We start from the raw sequence: 21,562 nt of genomic DNA on the forward strand, positions 1-21,562 counted from the left end.
GGCGCACCTAAAAATGGTGCCCAGAGGCGGAATCGAACCACCGACACGAGGATTTTCAATCCTCTGCTCTACCGACTGAGCTATCTGGGCATTATTTTTAATTTTTTGCTTATATTTTTATTCCTAGCAAGGAAATGGTGCCGACTATCCGAGTCGAACGGATGACCTACTGATTACAAGTCAGTTGCTCTACCAACTGAGCTAAGTCGGCGCACCTAAAAATGGTGCCCAGAGGCGGAATCGAACCACCGACACGAGGATTTTCAATCCTCTGCTCTACCGACTGAGCTATCTGGGCAAACCTTATTTCACGTTGAAATTCAGCTAAGACTTTCAACGCACTCCCTAACAGCTCTACTTACTTAGCTATCTGGGCGTGCGGCGTATTAAACGGGTTTTGCCCTTTTAAGTCAACCCTTTTTTTAAAAGCAATGTTCATTTGCACAGTTTTCGCGCAAAGCAGCTAAAATTAAGCGGTTTTGCAGAACATTTAAGCATATCGCGTCCTAATTATTAGCGTAAATAACGCGGTAGAACTCCCAACAAAGGCGTAAAAACGTGGGGAAATTGTGTTCGCACAGTGATAGGATTGCGTTAGTTGTGCGCTTTTATTTTTTTATAGCGGAATAAACGGACTGGAACATTTAAAACAATGCAAAAATCTTCACCGAGTCAACCAACAAATGCGATGCCAAGAACAATAATAGCGGCACTGCTTACAGGGATATTATGCGCATTTGCAGGCTACTTGATGCCCAAAGTTCAAGATGCACCAAAGCTGGATATTCAAGCAGCTAAACTCGCAACGCCATTGTCACATTTAATCGTTAAATCAAATACTGACGACGCCAAACAACTGCTTGAGAGCATCCTTTTATTTTCAAATGATGTCGATATATACCTTTATAGAAAGAGCGACACAAACGAAACAGCGTTAATCTACCAAAGCTCGAGCAAAGTCATCGAACCGGCATCAGAACGCGAAACGGTTACCCAATCTGGCACAGTGGCAGTACATCAGCCTCTTTATTTTGATGGCCAGCCTGTTGGTGAGTTGATTTTAAGTTACACACAACCTACTTCGCCTAGTCAGGCGTTGCTCGCCTATGCATTATTCGCTGTCGCAGTTGCTCTTGCCGTTTTTTTGGCGTGGCTTTGTTCAAAACAATCTGGTCGTGATTTAACAACACAAAGCAACCGATTGCTAGAGCAACTGCAAGACATCATTGATAGACAGGATTATCGTACTAAGCTCAGAACTGAGTTAGGCACAGGTTTGAATGATATCGCGATACTTATCAATAAATTGCTTGAGCAAATTCAGTCTGTTATTGAAAGCGACCAAGAAGTACATAAAGAGCTCAAACAATTACAAACGAGTTTAGAGACAGAAGTACAAGCGCGCACATTAGCATTAGAAAAAGCCACTTTACATGCTGAGCGCGCAAGTGAAGCAAAAACCACTTTCCTAGCGACTATGAGTCATGAGATCAGAACGCCTATGAACGGCGTCATTGGTACCATTGACTTGTTAAGACAAACTGAGCTGGATGGCGCTCAGCATCGACTAAGTACAATTATTCGTGATTCAGCATTTTCACTGCTGGGCATTTTGGACGATATTCTCGATTTTTCCAAAATTGAAGCGGGTAAGCTACAAATTGACAGCAAAACTTTTTCTGTTTCAGAAACAATCGAAGAAGTGGCAAGAGTGTTATCATCCGTCGCTAAGAAACGTAAATTGGATTTACAGCTTTCTATCGCCCCTGACATTCCGAACAACTTGGTGGGTGATACGATTCGAGTTCGCCAAGTACTTTATAATCTTTGCAGTAACGCCATTAAATTTACAACCACGGACGAGGAGCGCCAAGGCTATGTCAAAATATCTGCTGAAGTGGCGCAAAATACCTCCGAACATTACACCCTGAGATTTATCGTTAGTGATAACGGTAAGGGGATGAGCCAAGCGCAGCTGAGAGAAATTTTTAATCCTTTCATGCAAGGTGAAGGCACTATAACTCGTGAATTCGGTGGTACCGGTCTTGGCTTATCGATTTGTAAAAGCCTGATAGAGCTCATGCTTGGGTCAATAAATGTTTCGAGCGATATTGGCATAGGCAGCGAATTTATTGTGGAGTTACCCTTTAGCGTGCAAGGTAACGTGCAATATGCCAATAAAAATGTATTGAATAATCGTGAAGTAGTCGTATGTACACACAACGCCGATAGACAAAAAACCCTTAACCGCTATTTGTCATTTATGGGGGCACGCGTAGCACGTGTGTCCAATATTCAAAGTGACGAAGAATTTCATGACAAACACAATGTGATCTGGATTTTAGATGGCCTTGACAATATGGCATCAGTAAACGACCAGCTACGCTCATTGATTTACTCACTCGAGAATAATGCACAGCACATTGTGGTATTAAGTACCATGGATGACGCGGCAATTAATCACAAAAACATTTTTTACCTTAATGCGTCACCGCTATGTAAATCTAGTTTTATGACCGCAGTTTTGGTAGCTGCAGGCCTACATAAACCTAAACAACTAAAGCCAACACGAACACTTAATAATTATCTGAGTGTTGAGCAAGCTAAGGCCGAAAATAAACTCGTGTTATTGGTTGAAGATAATATCCTGAATCAGCAAGTACTGACCGATCAGTTGCACTTGTTAGGTTATGGTGTTGAAGTAGCAGAGAATGGACAGCAGGGTTTAGAAATCTGGAAACAAGGTCACTACCCTATTATTTTAACTGATTTGCATATGCCGAAGATGTCTGGCTACGACATGGTCAAAGAAATACGCGATATTGCAGAGCAGAGCGAAAACATCAACGCCCAACCATACATCATTGCGGTAACGGCTAATGCATTAAAAGGCGAAAGAAAGCGTTGCTTAAATGCCGGTATGAACGACTACATTACAAAACCTGTCGAATTGAACGTACTTGAAAGCACTTTACAAAATTACACCGATACCATCGCGAAAAGGCAAGGTATTGAGTCGGCCACGGGTGGTACAGAGGTAACTTCAGAGCAAGATGCGAATGAGCAATCTCAATTATCCAGTGCGCCGCCGATTAATTTGGAAACGCTGAGCAAGTATGTAAATCACGATGAAGCCAAACAGCGTCGCTTCTTTAAGATGTATTTAGAGCAGAGCGATCAGCTCACGCGAGAAGTATATGGTGCAGTGATCTCCATGGACCAAGATGCCATTATCGAGGCGTGCCATCAGTTAAAATCTATTTCAAAAACCATTGGCGCAGACAATGTTGCAACCATCGCCATTGAGTTTGAGCAGCAGTGTAAAGAAAACACTTTAACATCAGATGCTTTGATTGAGCATAGAAACAGGTTGGAAAGTGCCTACACCCAAGCTGTCGAGTTTATCCAAGCCTATTTGCAATCTCACCCCGACAAAGGCGAGTAACTTATTGGCTCTCAAGAAGACGCTATGCCATAGCGTCTTCAACCTCTACCCTTCATACCACATCATATATAGTAATTTAATCACCAAAGATATCATTACCAAAGGTAAGATATATTTGCTGTAACGCTGCATTTTATGCAGCCCAAGCCGATGCTGATAGCGCTCTAATAGCGGCACTAAGATAAGAAGCGCCACAACTAAAGACACCAAAATAACAATCACATTCATAAACACATCACAGTTTTCATTGTTTGTGTTGTTATACCATGAATAATTAACATAAAAAAAGCGCAGCTTTCGCTGCGCTGACGGTTGGGATCAGTCGAAGGGTTAACTATCCAACAAGAGCGAGCAATATCCCCGCAGCCACTGCGCTACCCAGAACCCCAGCGACATTCGGGCCCATAGCATGCATGAGTAAAAAGTTATGCGGATTGGCTTCTAAGCCCACTTTGTTAACCACGCGCGCAGCCATTGGCACCGCCGACACACCTGCGGCCCCAACGAGCGGGTTGATTGGGTTACTCGACAGTCGGTTCATAGCCTTAGCCATAAATACGCCTGACGCAGTACCAATAGAAAAAGCTAAAGCACCAAGCACCAAGATACCAATGGTCTCAACAGTCAAAAACTGATCTGCCGCTAACTTGGAGCCAACTGCTAGACCTAAAAAGATGGTGGTAATGTTAATCAATTCATTCTGTGCTGTGTTACTTAACCTATCGACCACCCCACTTTCACGCATCAAGTTACCTAGGCAAAACATACCAACCAACGGGGTCGCGGCAGGCAAGAATAAAATTGTGAGACCAAGCACAGCTAAAGGAAACAAGACCTTCTCTTTTTTAGATACATGCCGAAGCTGTGGCATCTCTATATTACGCTCTTCTTGTGAGGTCAGCGCTCTCATAATCGGCGGTTGAATAATGGGTACCAATGCCATGTATGAATAAGCAGCTACGGCAATTGCTCCCAATAGTTCAGGCGCAAGTTTTGAGGCAAGAAATATAGCTGTCGGGCCGTCAGCGCCACCTATAATCGCAATAGCAGATGCATCTTTAAGTGTAAATTCAAACCCAGGTACAAAGTTCAACGCAATTGCACCAAACAAGGTCGCAAAAATACCAAATTGTGCAGCCGCGCCAAGAAACAACATTCGAGGATTTGCGATCAGTGCGCTGAAATCGGTCAGCGCACCGACACCCATGAATATGAGTAATGGGAATACCCCGGTATCAATACCGATGTAGTAAACATAGTAAAGCAACCCGCCAGGCTCAGCCAAACCGGCCACGGGAATATTGGTTAAAATCGCACCGAAACCAATGGGTACCAATAGCAAAGGTTCAAAACCCCGGGCAATCGCCAAGTAAAGTAGACCACAACCAACAGCCATCATAATGAGCGCGGGCATGGTAAAATTGGCAAGCCCTGTTGCTTGCCATAAATTTAATATTCCTTCCATTATGCTGCTCCTAAGCCAACTCTAAAATGGCTTCGCCTGACGACACAGAGTCACCTTCTCTGACCAATACTTGCGATACCCGACCAGAGTGCGTGGCACGCACCTCGGTTTCCATCTTCATCGCTTCCATGATGAGTACCACGTCGCCTTTTTCAACCTGATCACCCGCTTTAGTTTTAATTTTAAAAATGTTACCAGCAAGTGGGGCATTCAATGTTTCACTTGAAGTAACCGATGCCGATTGTGGGATCAGCTCACTGTCTTTTACTTTTACTTCTTGTAACTCTCCACCCGGTGCAACGACGACGTCATACACTTTACCGTCTACTTGTACGCTATAGCGTTCTTTTATCGCATTTGACTTAGACACGCTGCTCGAACTTACCGAGCTTACTTCAGAAGCTTGTTTAACTAGGCTTGGTTTCGGCTCAAATGCATCTGGATTGTTTCTATTTTTCAGGAACTTCAATCCCACTTGCGGGAATAACGCATAAGTCAGTACGTCATCAATCTGCTCGTCAGCAAGCTCAATACCGTCATCTTTGGCTTTTTTAACAAGCTCGCTTTCCAATATGCTCAATTCAGGGCTGAGTAAATCCGCAGGTCGGCAGGTGATGGCTTGTGCTCCTTCGAGTACTTTTAGCTGCAACTGTTCATTCACTGGCGCTGGCGTCGCACCATATTCACCTTTCAAAACGCCAGCAGTTTCTTTAGTAATCGTTTTGTAACGCTCTCCCGTCAGTACATTGAGTACTGCCTGAGTACCCACAATTTGTGAAGTAGGCGTCACTAATGGTAAAAAGCCTAAGTCTTCGCGAACGCTTGGGATCTCTCTCAATACCTCATCTAGCTTGTCTTCAGCGCCCTGCTCTTTTAATTGGTTTTCCATGTTGGTTAACATACCACCAGGCACTTGTGCCAACAAAATACGGCCATCAACCCCTTTTAAGCTCCCTTCAAAAGCAGCATATTTTTTACGAACATCTCTGAAGTAACTCGCAATGTCTTCAAGTTCAGCCAAATTAAGGCCAGTGTCACGCTCTGTTCCTTCTGTTATTGCCACCATGGTTTCAGTCGCACTATGCCCGTATGTCATACTCATTGATGAGATGGCTGTATCAAGCATATCGATTCCAGCATCTATGGCTTTTTGATAGGTCGCTGTGCTTAGGCCTGTTGTTGCATGACACTGCATTGCAATGGGTACTGACACTGTACTTTTGAGCCCGCTGATCAACTGCTCAGCATCATAAGGTTTCAGCAGGCCGGCCATGTCCTTAATACAAATTGAGTGGCAACCCATTTGCTCTAATTTTTTTGCCTGCTCTAACCACATCTCTAAGGTATGAACAGGGCTCACTGTGTAAGAAATGGTGCCTTGTGCATGCGCACCTACTTTAATAGCCGCTTTAATTGCCGTTTCTAAATTACGAATATCGTTCATCGCATCAAAAATACGAAAAACATCTACGCCGTTTTGATGCGCTCTTTGCACAAACTTTTCAACCACATCATCCGCGTAGTGTCGATAGCCCAGCAAATTTTGACCACGTAATAACATTTGCTGTTTGGTATTGGGCATTGCCTCTTTTAGAGCTCGGATACGATGCCAAGGATCTTCACCAAGGTATCGAATACAGGCGTCAAATGTTGCCCCACCCCATGACTCGACTGACCAATATCCAACTTTATCGAGTTGTTCCGCAATAGGTAGCATATCTTCTAAACGCATACGAGTTGCAAGCAACGATTGGTGAGCGTCTCTTAAAACCAGCTCTGTAAGTTTGAGTTGCGACATATTTGACCCCTGTTATTTTCTTGTTCTGTATTGAGTGATAGCGGCACTAATTGCTGCGACGTGTGCTGTTGAAACTTCATTAGAGGCCGGGCGAGGCGCCCGCTTGACCACTTGTTCACTAGTTGATTCATCACCCGCAAATTTCGCTAAGTTCTGCACAACAAAAATGAGAATCGACAAAAATACGAACACACCAACCATGCCTGTTAGCATAAGGTTTCCCGCTTGCAATAGTAGACTTGCTATATCCATCTTGCTCTCCCCCTCACGCGCTTATAGACAAAACACGCTTGATTAATCGTTTTTTATAAATATTTATGCATCATCATAACAAAACAACGTGACATGTAAATAACATTGTAAATTGGTATTACCAAGCAAAAAGTTCTGATTTATTTCATTTAGTTACATTAAATATGATCACAAAAAACACATATAGCCGACATAAATATGAAAAATATTCAAAATAGCAGCAAGCAATATCATTAAAAGCAGAACATCAAGAACATAAGAAAGCATGAAATGTTAATTGAGGAATTGGTCTTACCAAAGAGGCAGCTGCATATTGTGCTTTAATAAGTTTCACGTCACAATGCACTGTTATAAGTATTGCAATAAGCTACAATAGCAAGCGTTTATATCTCTTATGGAGCCTGCATGTTTACCGAAAAGTTTACTCTAAACAAAGCGTATTTTCGGGAGTGTTTTGAAGAATCGTTGCCATTTAGCAGCGAGGTAAAACCAAAATATCCATTATTAGTATTTTTAATAATACTGTCGTTAGTTTCTTGGTTTGTACTGAATAATGGCTATCTCGCTAGTTTTCTAATCTTAGTGGCAATACTTGAATTGGTTGCCTTCTATTACCAAAAGCCTTGGTGGCTTGCTAGGCAGATGTTAAGTCGAGCCTCGGACAGCTTAGTGACTCTGCACTTTGATGAACAAGGCATAAAAGCAGTGAACCCTTATAAAGAGTATGCATTTTCTTGGCAAGAAATTACAGCAGCCCATGCTACACCACGTGGTATTGTGTTAAAAACAGATAAAGGTATGCAATACATTTCAAATAGTGCATTAAGTGATGAAGCGCTGAAGTTTATTATCTTGAAGGCAAAAATATAGCCACTTAAGTGGCTATATTTATTGAATATGAGGGTGGCTTACATGTTGCCGGCAGAAGGATTTGTTTTTTCTGCTTGAATACGCATATAAATTTCTTCACGGTGCACTGATACATCTTTTGGTGCATTTACACCAATGCGTACTTGGTTACCTTTTACGCCTAGTACTGTGACTGTAACTTCGTCACCAATCATCAGGGTTTCACCTACTCGACGAGTTAGTATTAGCATTCTCTTGCTCCTGTATTCCAATAATTAAAAGATTCCGCGTCTTCGCCATTTTAATGAAAAGTGAACGTAAAAGTAAGCAAAAAACCGCCTAACCACATACTTTACGTCAAAAATATTACATGCAAAGACTGCAAAGCTTGCTGCAACTGCATTTCAGTGACTAATACTGATGCTTTTATTTCAGCAGTGGTCATTAGCATGGGATAAATATTTTCATATGCCAATGCATCAAGCATCATCGCTAATACCTCAGGGTGCGACTTTATCCCCAATCCCACAATAGATACCTTTGCCACTTGATGCTGAAATTTTAGGTCACGGATAGCATTAGTAAATGGCTGAGACTGCAACAACTCTAAAACAGCCAAGTGGTCATTGCTACTCACAGTAAAAGCATAGTCCAAAATATCGGCTTGGCGACAAGATTGCTGCACCATATCAATTTCAATTTGAGATTTTGCCAATGCGAGTAAAACTTGGCTAAAGCAACATTTATCCGTTGCACGAAATTGGTAGTAAACAACATCTTGCTGAGCAGTGACACCCGTCACTAAATTCTGCGACATGCATTCATCCTTATAACTGATCAAAGTGCCGTGATCCGGGTTAAAACTCGATAAGACACGAAGCGGTAATTGATATCGGCCAGCGGCCTCAACGGAACGAAGGTGCAATACTTTTGCGCCTAAGCTCGCCATCTCAAGCATTTCTGGAAATGATATATGAGATAATCTCCGCGCATCCTTGACCATTCTTGGATCTGCGGTGTAAACACCATCTACATCTGTATAGATTTGACACTCATCCGCCTCTAAAATCCCCGCAATCTCAACTGCGGTGGTGTCTGTTCCCCCTCTCCCTAAGGTGGTGATGTTATCTTCACTATCACGCCCTTGAAAGCCTGCAATTATCGCGATGCGATTATGTTCAAGCTCCTGTTGTAAACGTTTCGTGTCAATATGCTCAATTCGCGCTCGGCCAAATAGATTGTTTGTGTGAATAGAGATTTGATCAGCTAATAGACTAACGGCGGAATGACCACGTTTAATAATCGCCATAGCAAGCAACGCAATGCTGACTTGTTCGCCCGTACTAAGCAGGACGTCGAGTTCACGTGCGCTTGGCTTTGCATCTATTTGCTTGGCTAAATCTATCAAACGATTTGTTTCGCCAGACATGGCTGAAACCACAACAACGACCTGATGGCCTTGTTGTTGGGTGTAAATGATATGTTCGGCGACCGCTTCGATACGTTCAATTGAACCGACCGAAGTGCCACCGAATTTTTGTACAATTAATGCCACGGATTACTGAGTTTTCTCAGCAACCCATTGGTTAACGCTCGCAAGTGCAGCATCAAGATTTTCTGGCTCGGAGCCGCCTGCCTGTGCCATATCAGGACGGCCACCGCCCTTACCACCGACTTGTGCGGCCATATGATTCACCAGTTCTCCGGCTTTTACTTTGCCAACTAAATCTTTCGTCACACCAGCAATCAAACTGACTTTATCGCCATTAGCAACACCCAGTGCAATCACACCAGAGCCCATCTTGTTCTTCAGGTCGTCCACCATACCGCGCAATGCTTTAGATTCAGTACCCGCAACGTTTGCAACGAGTAGCTTGATACCATTTACATCAACCGCAGACTCAAGCAGTGATGCGCCTGCAGCACTGGCTAGCTTGTCATTTAATTGTGCAATTTGCTTCTCAAGGCCTTTGTTCTTCTCAAGTAATGTAGCCACTTTTTCAAGTACGTTTGAGCTATCACCTTTTACAAGCGCTGCAATTTGTGCCAGCTGTTGTTCTTGCTCAGCCACATAGTTAACTGCTTCAACGCCAGTTACGGCTTCAATACGACGCACCCCTGCAGCAATACCGCCTTCAGATACAATCTTGAATAAGCCAATATCGCCAGCACGATTAACATGCGTACCACCACATAGTTCAATGGAGTAATCCCCAATTGATACTACACGGACTTCATCATCGTATTTTTCGCCAAACAGTGCCATTGCACCTTTTTCTTTAGCGGCATCGATGTCCATCAACTCAGTGTTTAGTGCGAAGTTGCTACGGATCTGGGCATTCACCATATCTTCCACTTCACGGAGCTGCTGCTTAGTGACCCCTTCAAAATGTGAGAAGTCAAAACGTAAGCGATCAGCCATTACCAACGAGCCTTTTTGTGCCACATGCTCACCTAATATTTGGCGAAGCGCTTCATGTACTAAGTGCGTTGCAGTGTGGTTTTTCTTGATGCTGTCACGACGAGCAACATCAATACGGGCGTCAACTTTTTCATTGACGCTAATACGGCCATACACCGTACCGTGGTGGGCAAATGCGTTACCTAACTTGGTTGTATCACTAACAACAAACTCACCATTGGCTACTTTTAGCTCACCAGTATCGCCAACCTGACCACCAGACTCAGCGTAGAATGGTGTACGATCTAACACAACAATACCTTGTTGACCGTCTTCTAATACAGAGACTGCTTTACCTTCGTGGAACAATTCAACCACTGTGCCTGTATAATGCTCAGCGTCATAGCCTTTGAAGTCAGTTGTTTTTTCTGATTTCAACTGCTCGTTGTAGTCAGCACCGAACTTACCTGCCTGCTGCGCCGTTTTACGCTGCACGTCCATACACTCTTGGAAGCCCTGCTCATCGATTGTCATGAAACGCTCACGCGCAACGTCAGCAGTTAAATCAGCTGGGAAACCGTAAGTGTCATAAAGTTTGAATACTAACTCTCCAGGGATCACATCTCCTTCAATGTCACTCAAACTTTCTTCTAAAATAGCTAAGCCACGGTCTAGTGTTTTGCCAAACTGCTCTTCTTCGATACGTAGTACTTTTTCGATGATCGCTTGCTGCTTAGCAAGCTCAGGGTATGCTTGACCCATTTGTTCAATCAATGCTACCACAAGTTTGTAGAAGAAAGCCCCTTTAGCACCTAGCTTGTTACCATGACGTACTGCGCGACGAATGATACGACGTAATACATAACCACGGCCTTCATTTGATGGCATCACACCATCCGAGACCAAAAACGCACATGAACGGATGTGGTCAGCAACAACACGCAGAGACTTATCCTCTAAGTCTTGTGCATTAGTCACTTCAGCTGCAGCTTTGATCAAGCCCTGGAACAAGTCGATTTCATAGTTTGAATGCACGCCTTGCATAATCGCAGAAATACGCTCAAGACCCATACCTGTATCAACCGACTGCTTTGGCAATGGTTCCATTGTGCCGTCTGCATGACGGTTGTATTGCATGAATACCAAGTTCCAGATCTCAATAAAACGGTCGCCATCTTCTTCAGGCGTGCCCGGACGGCCACCCCAAATATGCTCACCGTGATCGTAGAAAATCTCAGAACAAGGACCACATGGACCTGTGTCACCCATAGACCAAAAGTTATCACTCGTATCGATACGAATAATATTATCTTCAGCGATACCAACGTCTTTGTTCCAAATATTAAACGCTTCGTCGTCTGTGTGATATACAGTTACCAGTAGCTTTTCTTTTGGAAGCTGCAAAACTTCTGTTAAAAACTCCCATGCAAACTTAATCGCATCTTGTTTGAAGTAATCACCAAAGCTGAAGTTACCAAGCATTTCAAAAAAGGTATGGTGACGAGCTGTATAACCGACGTTTTCTAAGTCGTTATGCTTACCGCCTGCACGTACACAACGCTGTGAGCTGGTTGCTCGTGAATATGGGCGGCTTTCAGCCCCCAAAAAAACATCTTTAAATTGCACCATACCCGCATTGTTAAATAACAATGTGGCATCATTGCCCGGGATCAATGAGCTTGAAGGCACAACTTGGTGTTGTTGTTTGGCAAAGTAGTCTAAAAACGCTTGCCTGATCTGTGCGGTAGTCATGTGCTGCATGTGATTATTCACCCATTTTTGCTGCTTGCATTGCATAATCTATTTCGTCATAGCTAAAGCCACGGTACATCATGTAACGTACGCGCTTTGCTTTGTCTTTGTAATCGAGTTTTTCCGGGGTCGAAGTGTACTTTCGAATGTATGCTTTTAGTGCCAACTCAAACCAGTCAATTTCTTGGCTCTCAATTAGCTGCATAAGGTGGGCTCGATCAACCCCTTTGTTCCCCGCTTCGGCTAACACTCTATTGAGTCCAAGCCCTTTGTTAATTTGCCTTCTTAAGAAACTCTCACAATATCGATTATCATCAACATAACCAAGTGATTCACACCATGCCAACAGCAGTTCAATAAACTGCTCATCAGCCTGTTTGGCTTTAAGTTTTTGTGTGAGCTCTTTTTTTGAGTACTCTTGGCGACCTAATAACCAGAGTACATAATTCTTCAATTTTTGCTTGTCACTGTCTTCCATTAAGCGTCAAAACGTCCTGATGATACCTGCGTTTGCTCTGCTTGTTCACCACCCTCTTTCGCTGTTGGTTGCTGTGGCATAAAAATCGCCTGGTATGACACAAAAAAGCTGATATAGGCAATCGGCATGACAACTAATAATGGCAGCATACTCAGTGGCATAGAGGCAACCATCAGCAACATGATCAGTAAGCTGTATACGCCAAGTGGCGCCATATTGACAAAAAATACCTGTAACGATTGTTTTAGGGCGCTAAAAATACGTGCCTCACCTTGAAAAAACACGATAGGTAATGCATACGCAAACGCCATGATATTCAAAGAGTGGGCAATAACAAAAATAACCAAATCAGAGAATGAGATACTCTCGAAAATTGATGCTAGTAATAGCTCTGGAGATTGTTCAGGTGTGGCATTTTGCATAATTGCAAACGCTTCTTCAAACAAGATGCCTGCCCCCCAAGTCAGTAAAATCACCACACCTAGTTGATACAAGCCTAAACGAAATAAGTTGAGTCGTCTTCCTTTTGCAGAAAACGCAGCCAGAATACTGGCCAGTGAAATCACTTCCCCTCGCTGCTTACTCAATACCGCTAAATAAAAACCTGCTGTAAGAAAAGGTGCAGCAAACGCGGCTAAAAGTTGAAGTGGCGGCATAACCAGTGGGAGCAAAGCAACCACCACCATAAATATATGCATAAAAATAAAAGTAAACGGCTGTGTTTTAAATATTTCCCAACCTGCTTTTAACCACTGCACACCCGTGGCAGCTTTAAAGACTTTAAAGTTTGCAGACATATCCACTCTACATTAATAAAAACACTGTGATTATACCTATTAGAACGCAAAATGCGACCAACTGGCCGCACTTTAAAACAGCTTTAATATTCGCTATTAATCGTCTTTCGATATCTTCTTAATATCCAGCATATGAGAACCATGCTTTATTTTTGTTTCAAGGTAGCTTCTATTACCCACATGACCCGATTTTATGTGCGCTTGCGTACCGACCACAGTTTCAACCTCAATGCCAGAATCGCGCAGCGCTTTTAGCTTATTCGGGTTGTTAGTCATAAGCTTAACTTTATCCAAGCCCAATGCCTTAAGCATCAGCACCGCGTCAGAAAAATCGCGTAAGTCATCAGCAAAGCCTAGATGATTATTCGCTTCGTACGTGTTCATCCCCTGCGACTGCAATACATAGGCATCAATTTTGTTATATAAACCTATACCACGCCCTTCTTGGCGTAAATACAGTAAAACGCCGCCTTCTTTATGCATACTTTCGATACATTCATTTAACTGCTCGCCACAATCACAACGCGAAGAGTGAAATACATCACCTGTTAAACACTCAGAGTGCATCCTAATCAAAGGTGTAGTTTGCACTTTGTCAGCTTGATTAAAAATAAGCGCAACATGCTCTTGCCCATCTTCAAGACCACTAAAAGATACTATTTCTGCAGGGATATGACTATGCTGTCCTACATTCAGCTGAACTCTCGCTCTTACTTCTGCCACGACTAAATAAAGACCTTTAAAAATATATAAATGTTACATTATCACATTTCTATGTTGATATCATAGATATGGTGATTAAATTATCAAAAACAAGTCACCAACCTGACTCAATAGTTCTTCAACACTGCTTCATCGTAGTGAGCAATATCAAGATTTACTTGATGTTTAGCGGCCAAGCTATCAAGGCTTGCTTGCCAAATACTTAAATCATCTAAAGTGATAGTGTTATCGTCCAGTTCCCAAAGTTGCTTAGAACCTGTGTAACTAAATTGCATAGCCAGCATGGCATTGATGTCGCCTTGCTCGGCCGCCTTTTTCAATTTAGCCATTTTACGCGTCACTTTATTGAGCGATTGTTTGAGATCCCATACATAGCTTACTTCATACATAAAAGGATGATGGCGATACTTTTTCAGCGTTACCGCGATTGCAATAACACTCACCACAACGCCTAACAGGTTCCAATGAAAGTGACTGCCATCTTGATCGGGAAACAAGGCAATCAAAGCCTGCGCAATACCTAAACTACCTATGGTTAAAGACACCACACAAGCTGCAATAACCTTATTTAAATGATTTCGATAGCGTGCTTTATCGATTTTTTGTAACTGCATAATACCACCCTAATAAACGCCGCCTTATTGTACCGCGAAAGCCGCAATAAAAAAATTTTAAAAATGTTCACCCCTTTTGTTTTTTTCTTTCGTTGTAGTACATAAAGAAACATAAAAAGGAGAGCATCATGCTTGCCGTAGAACTACAAAAAGAAAATATCAACTATGTAAAGTTAACCAGCGCTGCGTTTGGTGGAGCGCTGATGACCGGTGCAGCCTTTGTATTTATGCATTATTTGATCTCGCAAGAAAGTGTGCGTGTTCCTGAACCTCGCCCCGTCGAAATGATAGAGATAGCAAAACCAAAAAAGGACTCTTTGGTAAAAGAAATCAAAAAGCTACCAGCGCCACCCAAGATAACGCCACCACCGCCACGCGCACTTACTCAAGTAACCGAGACACCTGGGCTAACTGAAATATCCACGTTCAATATTGAGGTGCCTAATAGCAAAGTTAGCATGAACACTAATCTGGGCATGCCACAACACGGGGATGCCACCCCCATTGTACGTAGTGAACCAAAATATCCCGTGATCGCAGCCAGAGATGGCGTTGAAGGCTGGGTTGAATTGTCTTTTGCTATTTCGCCTACAGGGGAAGTCATCAATATTGAAGTAGTGAATGCCGAACCGAAACGCATCTTCAATCGCGCAGCAGCTAATGCATTAAGACGTTGGAAATACCGTCCAAAAATAGTGGATGGAAAAGCCGTAATGCAAAATAATCAAAGTGTTGTGTTAGAGTTCAAACTTACACAGTAAAAAATATGGGGCTTTGCCCCTTTGGAGGTATGCCTATGCTAATAGCCTTAAAGTCGTGGTTGAATATCACCAATGAGCAGGATGATCTCCTTTTAGCGTATAAAACGACTGGAAAGAAACGTTATTTAGAAATCTTGGTTGATACACATAGCCAAGATCTTTTTCACTTTTTACGCAGCCACAGCGACGCTGAACTTGCCAAAGATCTGTGCCAAAAAACTTGGCTAAAAACAATAGAAAAATGTCACCTATATCAAGAACAGCAAACACCAAAAGCATGGTTATTTACTGTTGCCCGTAATTTAATGATTGATGAACTGCGCAAACAAAAGCACACGATTGCCTTTGATGAGACACTTGAAGCGAGCTCTCACTTTGAGCATGTAGAAACCACCTACTCATTGAGTGAAGCAATGGCACAGTTACCATTTTTACAAAAAGAAGCACTATCACTTCAGCTTGAGGGCTTTAGTCTAAATGAAATAGCGGATATTACACATAGCAATGTTGAAACCATAAAAACACGGCTCCGCTATGCAAAGAATCAGCTTAAACAGTGTATTGGAGCAAATCATGAATAATGAGCAACATTTGCAACAGCAACTCAAACTGGAATACGAAGCACAAAAGCGCCAGCAACCTCTGACTAACAATGAACTAAGCCAATTTAAATCAGCGCTTAAGGACCATAAGAGCAAACCGCTTTTACCCCGTTTTCAATGGGCATGCGCTTGCGTAGCCGCTGCGTTCTTATGCCACTTCGTTTTTACGACCTACCAAAGCGAATCTCTGCCTCTTTATACGCTAGAGTTAGATAAATTCAATCAGGTTGAAAAACATGAGTTAAACCATGGCCAGTATCAACGCGCTTTTATTACACGCAAAGCAAAGCTAGATGATGCATTAGTCACATCGAAAAGTACGCTTGTTCAAATCCATGGCAACCAAGGTAGGCTAATCCAAATTGCAAATAACACCTGGTTCATCGCTGATTGCAAAGAAAAATTACTACTAGAAGTGAGCGCTGATATTGTAAAACAAGTGACGGACAAACAAAGCTTCAACAAGGCTACACAAGGTGTTTTAATCGCCTTTGACAGAAATGAAAAAGGGCAGCTGGTTCATATTACTACCCTCGAAAATAGCACATCGACTCAGTGTGGTTAAATCATGACCACACTGGCGATAAAAAAGCATATGAGTGACAATGCGCCACCCACTAATGCATAAGGTAGCTGAGTTTTGACGTGCGTGAGTAAATCACAACCAGATGCTAAGGCCGACACAGCACTTGTGTCTGAGATGGGTGAACAGTGGTCGCCAAAAATTCCGCCACTCAGTATTGCCCCAACAACCAGCGCAGGTGGTAAGCCTAGTGTTTGGATAAGCGGCACACCGATGGGGATCAAAATAGCAAACGTTCCCCAAGAAGTGCCCGTCGTAAAGGACATAATCGCCCCCGCCAAAAACAATACTGGCACAATTAGGTAAATAGGTAAGTAATCACCAACTAATGAAGCAACAAACACGCCGGTTCCAAGCTCTTTCAGGCTTGCTCCTAGCGTGAGCGACAACAATACAATAGTAACGAGCGGTAAAAGCTCTCCCATGCCCTTAAAACCTATATCAACCAACTCATGATGATTAAAACGCTTCGCTGATAATAGCAGGAAGTACGCCACAGCCAGTGCAAGAATCGTGGCATAGAGTACCGATTTGGAACCACTACCATTGGCTAATACACCATTACCAGTCCAAAACATAAACCCAACCATTGAACCGATTAACGTCAGCAAGGGGAGTAACATAAAGCGTGCTTTAGTCGCTTTTGGGCCTGTATCTAGCTCTAACTGCTGCTTTTCTAACTGCGCTTCAGCCTGCTTCATTGGCCCATGCACTTTATCAAACACGATGGTATACAATACAATCAACAAGGCAATAATGGCGTAGAAGTTAAACGCAACACTACCCCAAAGTACGCTCACCGCACTTTGCTCTAGCTCATAGTTACTTAATAAGCCCAGTACATAAGCACCCCAGCCATTTAAGAGGATTAAAATACACACCGGCGCACTGGTGCTGTCAATAATGTAAGCGAGTCGGGCTCTGCTCATTTTAAATTTATCGAATAATCCCCGCGACACAATCCCCGAGGTAAGGACACTCATATTTGACTCAATAAATACCGCAGTTCCCGTGAACATAGTCAGTAAACCAACTTGTCGCTTACTTTTTGCAACACCTTTATTCATCAATACGTTAACAGTGGCAGCAACACCACCGGATTCACGAATATAGGCAAGTAACGCCCCAATAATTAAGCTAAATAGCAGTATTCTGCTATTCCCCGCCGAGGTGACTACAGCAACAATGCGTTCAATACTATTGACAGGTGTCATTAAAAGTTGACTATTATCGTGTTGCATAAGCAACAAAAATTCTGAAGAAATGAGCGCAAGTAGGAGTGCAAGAATCACTTCCTTACGCCAAAACACCACCAATATTGCAATTAACGGTGGCAAAATTGAATACCAACTCATACATTCCCTTACAGCATCGCCGCTTAGTTATTATTTATAAAGGGTTAGTAGCTTAAAGAGTTCATTGACAAAAACCAAGGCTTTTACACGCTAATGATTACATTGGCAACATTTGTACCTCAAATATTTTTTTTGTGTGGAAAAAAACACAATAATTAATTCAACGACTATATCTTAAAAATAATTGAACCTATAATGAATACAACTAAGTAACCATGAAGTATCGTAATGTCGACATTTGTAAAAATAAAGGCGCTCAAGCCCAGCCTATCGAGCAGCGAAGCGAAGTTGGCTGATTTCACGCTTAATTCAGGTGAAAAAATTCGTTCGCTTTCCTCAATAGAATTAGCAAAACAAGCAGGGGTAAGCCAGTCAAGCGTAGTTAAGTTTGCCCAAAAGCTCGGATATAAAGGTTTTCCAGCCTTCAAATTAGCGGTTATAGATGATTTAAATTTACAGGCCTATTATCCCGAAACAGTCAAAACACATATTACCAGTAATGACTCGATTGAAATGATAGCACAAAAACTTCTAGCGCATCAGCAAAGCATCTTAAGCGAAACACAAAAGATCAACACGCAGGTGCAATTTGAACGTGCAATTGCGGCGATTAAATCAGCGAAGAAAATACTACTTTGCGCAGTGGGTGGCAGTTTTACCATGGCACAAGACTTTGCATTAAAGCTACAGAAGCTCGGCCTACCAGCCATAGCCCAAACTGATGAGCTCACCGCAGCAAGTTATATGGCAACTATGGGAAAAGATGACCTGTTGATTGCGATTAGTGATTCTGGGCAAAGCAAAGGTGTGCTTCGCGTAGCAAAACAAGCGAAAAACAATCAATGTACCATTATCTCTCTGTCTCGCTATGGCAATAGCTCGTTGAATGAGTTAGCGAATATTCAATTGTTCAATGTCATTGGTGAAGAGCCCGTAAGACATGCGTCAATTCTTACTCGTACATCACAAAGCTATTTGATAGATGTTTTATTTATTGCCCTCACCCAGTCTAACTTACATTGGCAAAAGCGTGCTGAGCGTGCCAATGAACATATGTATGAAGTTCGCCACGGCTAACGCGCATAGAGTAAATAAGGCTGGCGACGCTGCTTAAACACGGCCAAGTCAGCCTGCCAACTTTTTTGTATTTCCGTTAATGACTGCCCTTGAGAAATGGCCTTTCTCAACTTATCTGTTCCCGCCAGTTTATCCATAAACTGTGGATGCGTGAAAAACGTGTGTCCGTTTTTAGCAAATGCTTGTTTACTGGCAATAAACCAACTCAAATCAAGCCCTGTAGCCGTGTGCGCGCGCAAATCTATACCAAATGCGGTTTTGCCATTGAGTTTAGGGTTACTAGCAGCGCCAGAAATAGGTAATGGCGTAAAGGTGTAGCTCCCCAATTTCACCACATCATGACCAAAAACTTGAAAAGGCATTGCCGTACCACGGCCTACCGACACAGGTGTTGCTTCAAAAAAGCACAGCGACGGATACAGTGCGATAGCTTGCGCATTAGGTAAATTTGGACTAGGTTTAATGGGCAAATCATATTGCATATCAGCACGATAATCAGCAACAGGCACGACAGTCAGGCTGAGCTTTTTATCCGTGTTTAACCACCCTTCAGCGCTGATCATGTTTGCCAATTCCCCTACCGTCATACCATGGAGTACGGGAATGGGGTGCATCCCCACAAATGAACGAAACTCTGGCTCAAGCACAGGCCCATCCACATAAGCTATATTAGGGTTTGGTCTATCGAGCACTATCAAATTTTTACCATGCTCAGCTGCTGCTTCCATCACATAATGCATGGTGCTGATATAAGTGTAAAAGCGCACACCCACATCTTGGATATCAAACACAATCACATCAATGTCTTTGAGCACTTCAGTAGATGGCTTTTTATTTTTACCATATAGAGATACGATTGGTAACCCAGTTTTGCTGTCTTTACTGGAATCAACTTGAGCTCCTGCATCATGGTCACCTCTAAAGCCATGTTCGGGAGCAAGCACCTTGCGTACATCAACACCTTTACTTAACAAGCTATCCAACAGATGCCCATCTTTCGTTTGTGCGGTTTGATTCACCACCAAAGCCACGCGCTGGCTTTTTAACAAAGGGAGGTATTGATCATAACGCTCCGCACCCACTTGCAAAGCAAAAGATTTAATTGAGACGTAAAAAAGTACCAAGGAAAATAGATAGCGCATAACCCAAGAATTTATAAGTTTTGCATTATCATGAGAGAAATCTCTGACTGATGCAATCTAAATAACTAATTTATAGATAGCATGATACTTGACAAGCGTTCGCTGACGCATAACAGGAGCCGCCCTGATATTTACCGCATTGAAGGTCAAGTTTGTGTTTGCTCCCTTTTATTCTCGCTGCTCTGCTTTTTATCACGGATAACATTTTCATGATTATCACAACTGACATAAAACAATCATTAATATAATAAATTTTAGAATAAACACTTGCCAACCTAATATCATGAGCTTTTTGAATAATGAAAAACTTTGTAGCAATGCTCGGTCTTTATTTCATTATAGAAGGCATTCTGCAAGATTTTAGGGAGTAGCTTTGGACTGTTTTTGTAAGGTTAGCTTTGTAAATTATAAAAAATGAGGTGACAAGTCACCTCGATAATTTAAATTTATAATATAAAGACATTAAACATGTCAAAATCTAAACTTTTATCTAAGCTGGCAAGGAATTTCCCACCAAGGTAGTTGGCAGTTTCCGCCGCCAGTATAAAATACACCAACAAAGCTGTCCTGAAGGCTTGCTAAAAATCCACTTTCAGCTGCTGAAGCTGCTGGAGCTACAATACTAGACATTAACATGCCTGCGACTACTAGTGATTTTTTGATTTTCATAAATACATCCTTTACCTATAGGTTTAATACCTATTTAATTACTTGTTATTTATTATTGCAGGAACCCCCCACAAGTTAACAATACCCTTACACTATATAAAAATCAACTAAAAAAATGCACAATGCATAAAAGTGGACAAAAAACGGACAAATGCATAAAAATGGACAAATGCATAAAAATGGACAACCACTTAAAAACCGTAGCAAATTAGCTTTTAAAGCCTCTATCACCCATTTCTTTTTCATAGCTATTGCAATAAATGTGATTAATACTAGTAAGTACCAACTTTAATCAAACTACAATTCTGAACATTTTAGTTTTTTAGCACAACTTTCTCTACCTAGATGCAGGCATCAAATTTTATGGCGAGGCTAGGTTATTATTAGCTTAATAAAACGCTGCTAGTTGTAATGCTTGAATATCTTTTATGCCGTCGCCGTTCACAGTAGGCATTCAGCTTATGTGCCTTGCCTACTGCGCCGTGAAACACCTTATTAAACTGTGTGGTAAGTTTTCGCCAATTCTCTACTTTGATATTCACCCTTTCTTGTATAGGTGCTTGGTGTAGCTCTTTGTAGCCTCGTTTGTCTGTACGGATACATATTCGTTTATCCAATCAAAACACAACTCAAATTTTAGGCACAAAAAACCGACTGTCTTTTTAGAACATGTCGGTTGATTGCTCACTTCTTTAGAAGAAGTGGCGAACGCGGGACGTTTCTTTGTAAGAGTGAGCCTCCGACCGATCACAGGCTCAAATTTCAGACACAAAAAAACCGACTGTCTTTTTAGAACATG

The 21,562-nt window shown here is 42.3% G+C and carries 20 protein-coding genes and 3 tRNA genes; 6 read left to right on the forward strand and 17 right to left on the reverse strand.

All coding sequences use genetic code 11. The features are described from left to right. Positions 1–14: 14 nt before the first annotated feature. The 3 genes from ACW689_RS20840 to ACW689_RS20850 all read right to left on the reverse strand — a co-directional run bounded on the left by ACW689_RS20840 (position 15) and on the right by ACW689_RS20850 (position 298). Positions 15–90, reverse strand: a tRNA-Phe gene (locus ACW689_RS20840). A 45-nt stretch (positions 91–135) separates the two neighbouring features. Then, positions 136–211 (reverse strand) — tRNA-Thr (locus ACW689_RS20845). An 11-nt stretch (positions 212–222) separates the two neighbouring features. Next, positions 223–298, reverse strand: a tRNA-Phe gene (locus tag ACW689_RS20850). A gap of 354 nt (positions 299–652) precedes the next feature. Here ACW689_RS20850 and ACW689_RS20855 point away from each other — a divergent pair. Next, a complete protein-coding gene (locus ACW689_RS20855) occupies positions 653–3,445 on the forward strand; it encodes a hybrid sensor histidine kinase/response regulator (protein ID WP_476294263.1) in 2,793 nt (930 codons plus the stop codon). Positions 3,446–3,490: 45 nt separating this feature from the next. Here ACW689_RS20855 and ACW689_RS20860 read toward each other — a convergent pair whose 3' ends face one another. The 4 genes from ACW689_RS20860 to ACW689_RS20875 form a co-directional block, all read right to left on the reverse strand. After that, a complete protein-coding gene (locus ACW689_RS20860; protein ID WP_476294265.1) occupies positions 3,491–3,673 on the reverse strand; it encodes a hypothetical protein in 183 nt (60 codons plus the stop codon). Between the two features lie 106 nt (positions 3,674–3,779). Then, entirely contained in the window at positions 3,780–4,910 is a 1,131-nt protein-coding gene (locus ACW689_RS20865; RefSeq protein WP_476294266.1) for a sodium ion-translocating decarboxylase subunit beta, read from the reverse strand. 10 nt (positions 4,911–4,920) lie between these two features. Further along, positions 4,921–6,708: a sodium-extruding oxaloacetate decarboxylase subunit alpha gene (gene oadA / locus ACW689_RS20870; protein ID WP_476294268.1), complete on the reverse strand. Its 1,788-nt coding sequence runs from the start codon at positions 6,706–6,708 to the stop codon at positions 4,921–4,923. A 12-nt stretch (positions 6,709–6,720) separates the two neighbouring features. Then, on the reverse strand, positions 6,721–6,960 hold the full coding sequence (locus tag ACW689_RS20875) for an OadG family protein (RefSeq protein ID WP_476294270.1): 240 nt from the start codon (positions 6,958–6,960) through the stop codon (positions 6,721–6,723). Between the two features lie 405 nt (positions 6,961–7,365). On the opposite strand from ACW689_RS20875, the gene ACW689_RS20880 reads away from it, so the two are divergent. Next, the gene (locus tag ACW689_RS20880) at positions 7,366–7,830 is read left to right on the forward strand and encodes a YcxB family protein (RefSeq protein WP_476294272.1); all 465 of its coding nucleotides are present in this window, start codon (positions 7,366–7,368) and stop codon (positions 7,828–7,830) included. Between the two features lie 38 nt (positions 7,831–7,868). Here the strand turns inward: ACW689_RS20880 and csrA are convergent, their stop codons facing one another. The 7 genes from csrA to ACW689_RS20915 all read right to left on the reverse strand — a co-directional run bounded on the left by csrA (position 7,869) and on the right by ACW689_RS20915 (position 14,574). Next, positions 7,869–8,060 carry a carbon storage regulator CsrA gene (gene csrA / locus ACW689_RS20885; RefSeq protein ID WP_476294273.1) on the reverse strand — a complete coding sequence of 64 codons (192 nt, stop codon included), beginning with the start codon at positions 8,058–8,060 and terminating at the stop codon, positions 7,869–7,871. A gap of 101 nt (positions 8,061–8,161) precedes the next feature. Further along, a complete protein-coding gene (locus tag ACW689_RS20890; RefSeq protein WP_476294275.1) occupies positions 8,162–9,364 on the reverse strand; it encodes an aspartate kinase in 1,203 nt (400 codons plus the stop codon). A gap of 3 nt (positions 9,365–9,367) precedes the next feature. After that, a complete protein-coding gene (alaS, locus tag ACW689_RS20895; RefSeq protein ID WP_476294276.1) occupies positions 9,368–11,971 on the reverse strand; it encodes an alanine--tRNA ligase in 2,604 nt (867 codons plus the stop codon). A gap of 4 nt (positions 11,972–11,975) precedes the next feature. Continuing rightward, a complete protein-coding gene (locus ACW689_RS20900; protein ID WP_476294278.1) occupies positions 11,976–12,440 on the reverse strand; it encodes a regulatory protein RecX in 465 nt (154 codons plus the stop codon). Next, on the reverse strand, positions 12,440–13,237 hold the full coding sequence (locus ACW689_RS20905) for a BPSS1780 family membrane protein (RefSeq protein WP_476294279.1): 798 nt from the start codon (positions 13,235–13,237) through the stop codon (positions 12,440–12,442). Before ACW689_RS20905 ends, ACW689_RS20900 begins: the two co-directional genes overlap by 1 nt. 96 nt (positions 13,238–13,333) lie before the next feature. Further along, the gene (locus tag ACW689_RS20910) at positions 13,334–13,960 is read right to left on the reverse strand and encodes a GTP cyclohydrolase II (protein ID WP_476294280.1); all 627 of its coding nucleotides are present in this window, start codon (positions 13,958–13,960) and stop codon (positions 13,334–13,336) included. A 107-nt stretch (positions 13,961–14,067) separates the two neighbouring features. Next, entirely contained in the window at positions 14,068–14,574 is a 507-nt protein-coding gene (locus ACW689_RS20915; protein WP_476294281.1) for a DUF3087 domain-containing protein, read from the reverse strand. A 128-nt stretch (positions 14,575–14,702) separates the two neighbouring features. Between ACW689_RS20915 and ACW689_RS20920 the strand changes: the two genes are divergently transcribed. The 3 genes from ACW689_RS20920 to ACW689_RS20930 are packed head-to-tail and all read left to right on the forward strand — an operon-like array spanning position 14,703 to position 16,502. Continuing rightward, positions 14,703–15,335, forward strand: a complete 633-nt coding sequence (locus ACW689_RS20920; protein ID WP_476294282.1) for an energy transducer TonB — start codon at positions 14,703–14,705, stop codon at positions 15,333–15,335. 35 nt (positions 15,336–15,370) lie between these two features. Continuing rightward, on the forward strand, positions 15,371–15,916 hold the full coding sequence (locus tag ACW689_RS20925; protein ID WP_476294283.1) for a sigma-70 family RNA polymerase sigma factor: 546 nt from the start codon (positions 15,371–15,373) through the stop codon (positions 15,914–15,916). After that, a complete protein-coding gene (locus tag ACW689_RS20930) occupies positions 15,909–16,502 on the forward strand; it encodes a hypothetical protein (RefSeq protein WP_476294285.1) in 594 nt (197 codons plus the stop codon). The genes ACW689_RS20925 and ACW689_RS20930 overlap by 8 nt, the downstream gene beginning before the upstream one ends. On the opposite strand, the gene ACW689_RS20935 is transcribed toward ACW689_RS20930, so the two are convergent. Further along, positions 16,499–17,875 carry a Na+/H+ antiporter NhaC family protein gene (locus tag ACW689_RS20935; RefSeq protein WP_476294287.1) on the reverse strand — a complete coding sequence of 459 codons (1,377 nt, stop codon included), beginning with the start codon at positions 17,873–17,875 and terminating at the stop codon, positions 16,499–16,501. The two genes, ACW689_RS20930 and ACW689_RS20935, sit on opposite strands and share 4 nt — an antisense overlap. Positions 17,876–18,103: 228 nt before the next feature. On the opposite strand from ACW689_RS20935, the gene ACW689_RS20940 reads away from it, so the two are divergent. After that, a complete protein-coding gene (locus ACW689_RS20940) occupies positions 18,104–18,952 on the forward strand; it encodes a MurR/RpiR family transcriptional regulator (protein ID WP_476294288.1) in 849 nt (282 codons plus the stop codon). On the opposite strand, the gene ACW689_RS20945 is transcribed toward ACW689_RS20940, so the two are convergent. Both ACW689_RS20945 and ACW689_RS20950 read right to left on the reverse strand, forming a co-directional pair. Next, positions 18,949–20,094 (reverse strand): exo-beta-N-acetylmuramidase NamZ family protein, encoded by a 1,146-nt coding sequence (locus ACW689_RS20945; protein WP_476294289.1) that lies wholly within the window; start codon positions 20,092–20,094, stop codon positions 18,949–18,951. The genes ACW689_RS20940 and ACW689_RS20945 overlap by 4 nt on opposite strands. A 486-nt stretch (positions 20,095–20,580) precedes the next feature. Next, positions 20,581–20,763, reverse strand: coding sequence for a hypothetical protein (locus ACW689_RS20950; protein WP_476294290.1), 183 nt, complete (start codon positions 20,761–20,763; stop codon positions 20,581–20,583). Positions 20,764–21,562: the final 799 nt, after the last annotated feature.

The organism is Pseudoalteromonas sp. ABE4_541 (genome assembly GCF_056312285.1).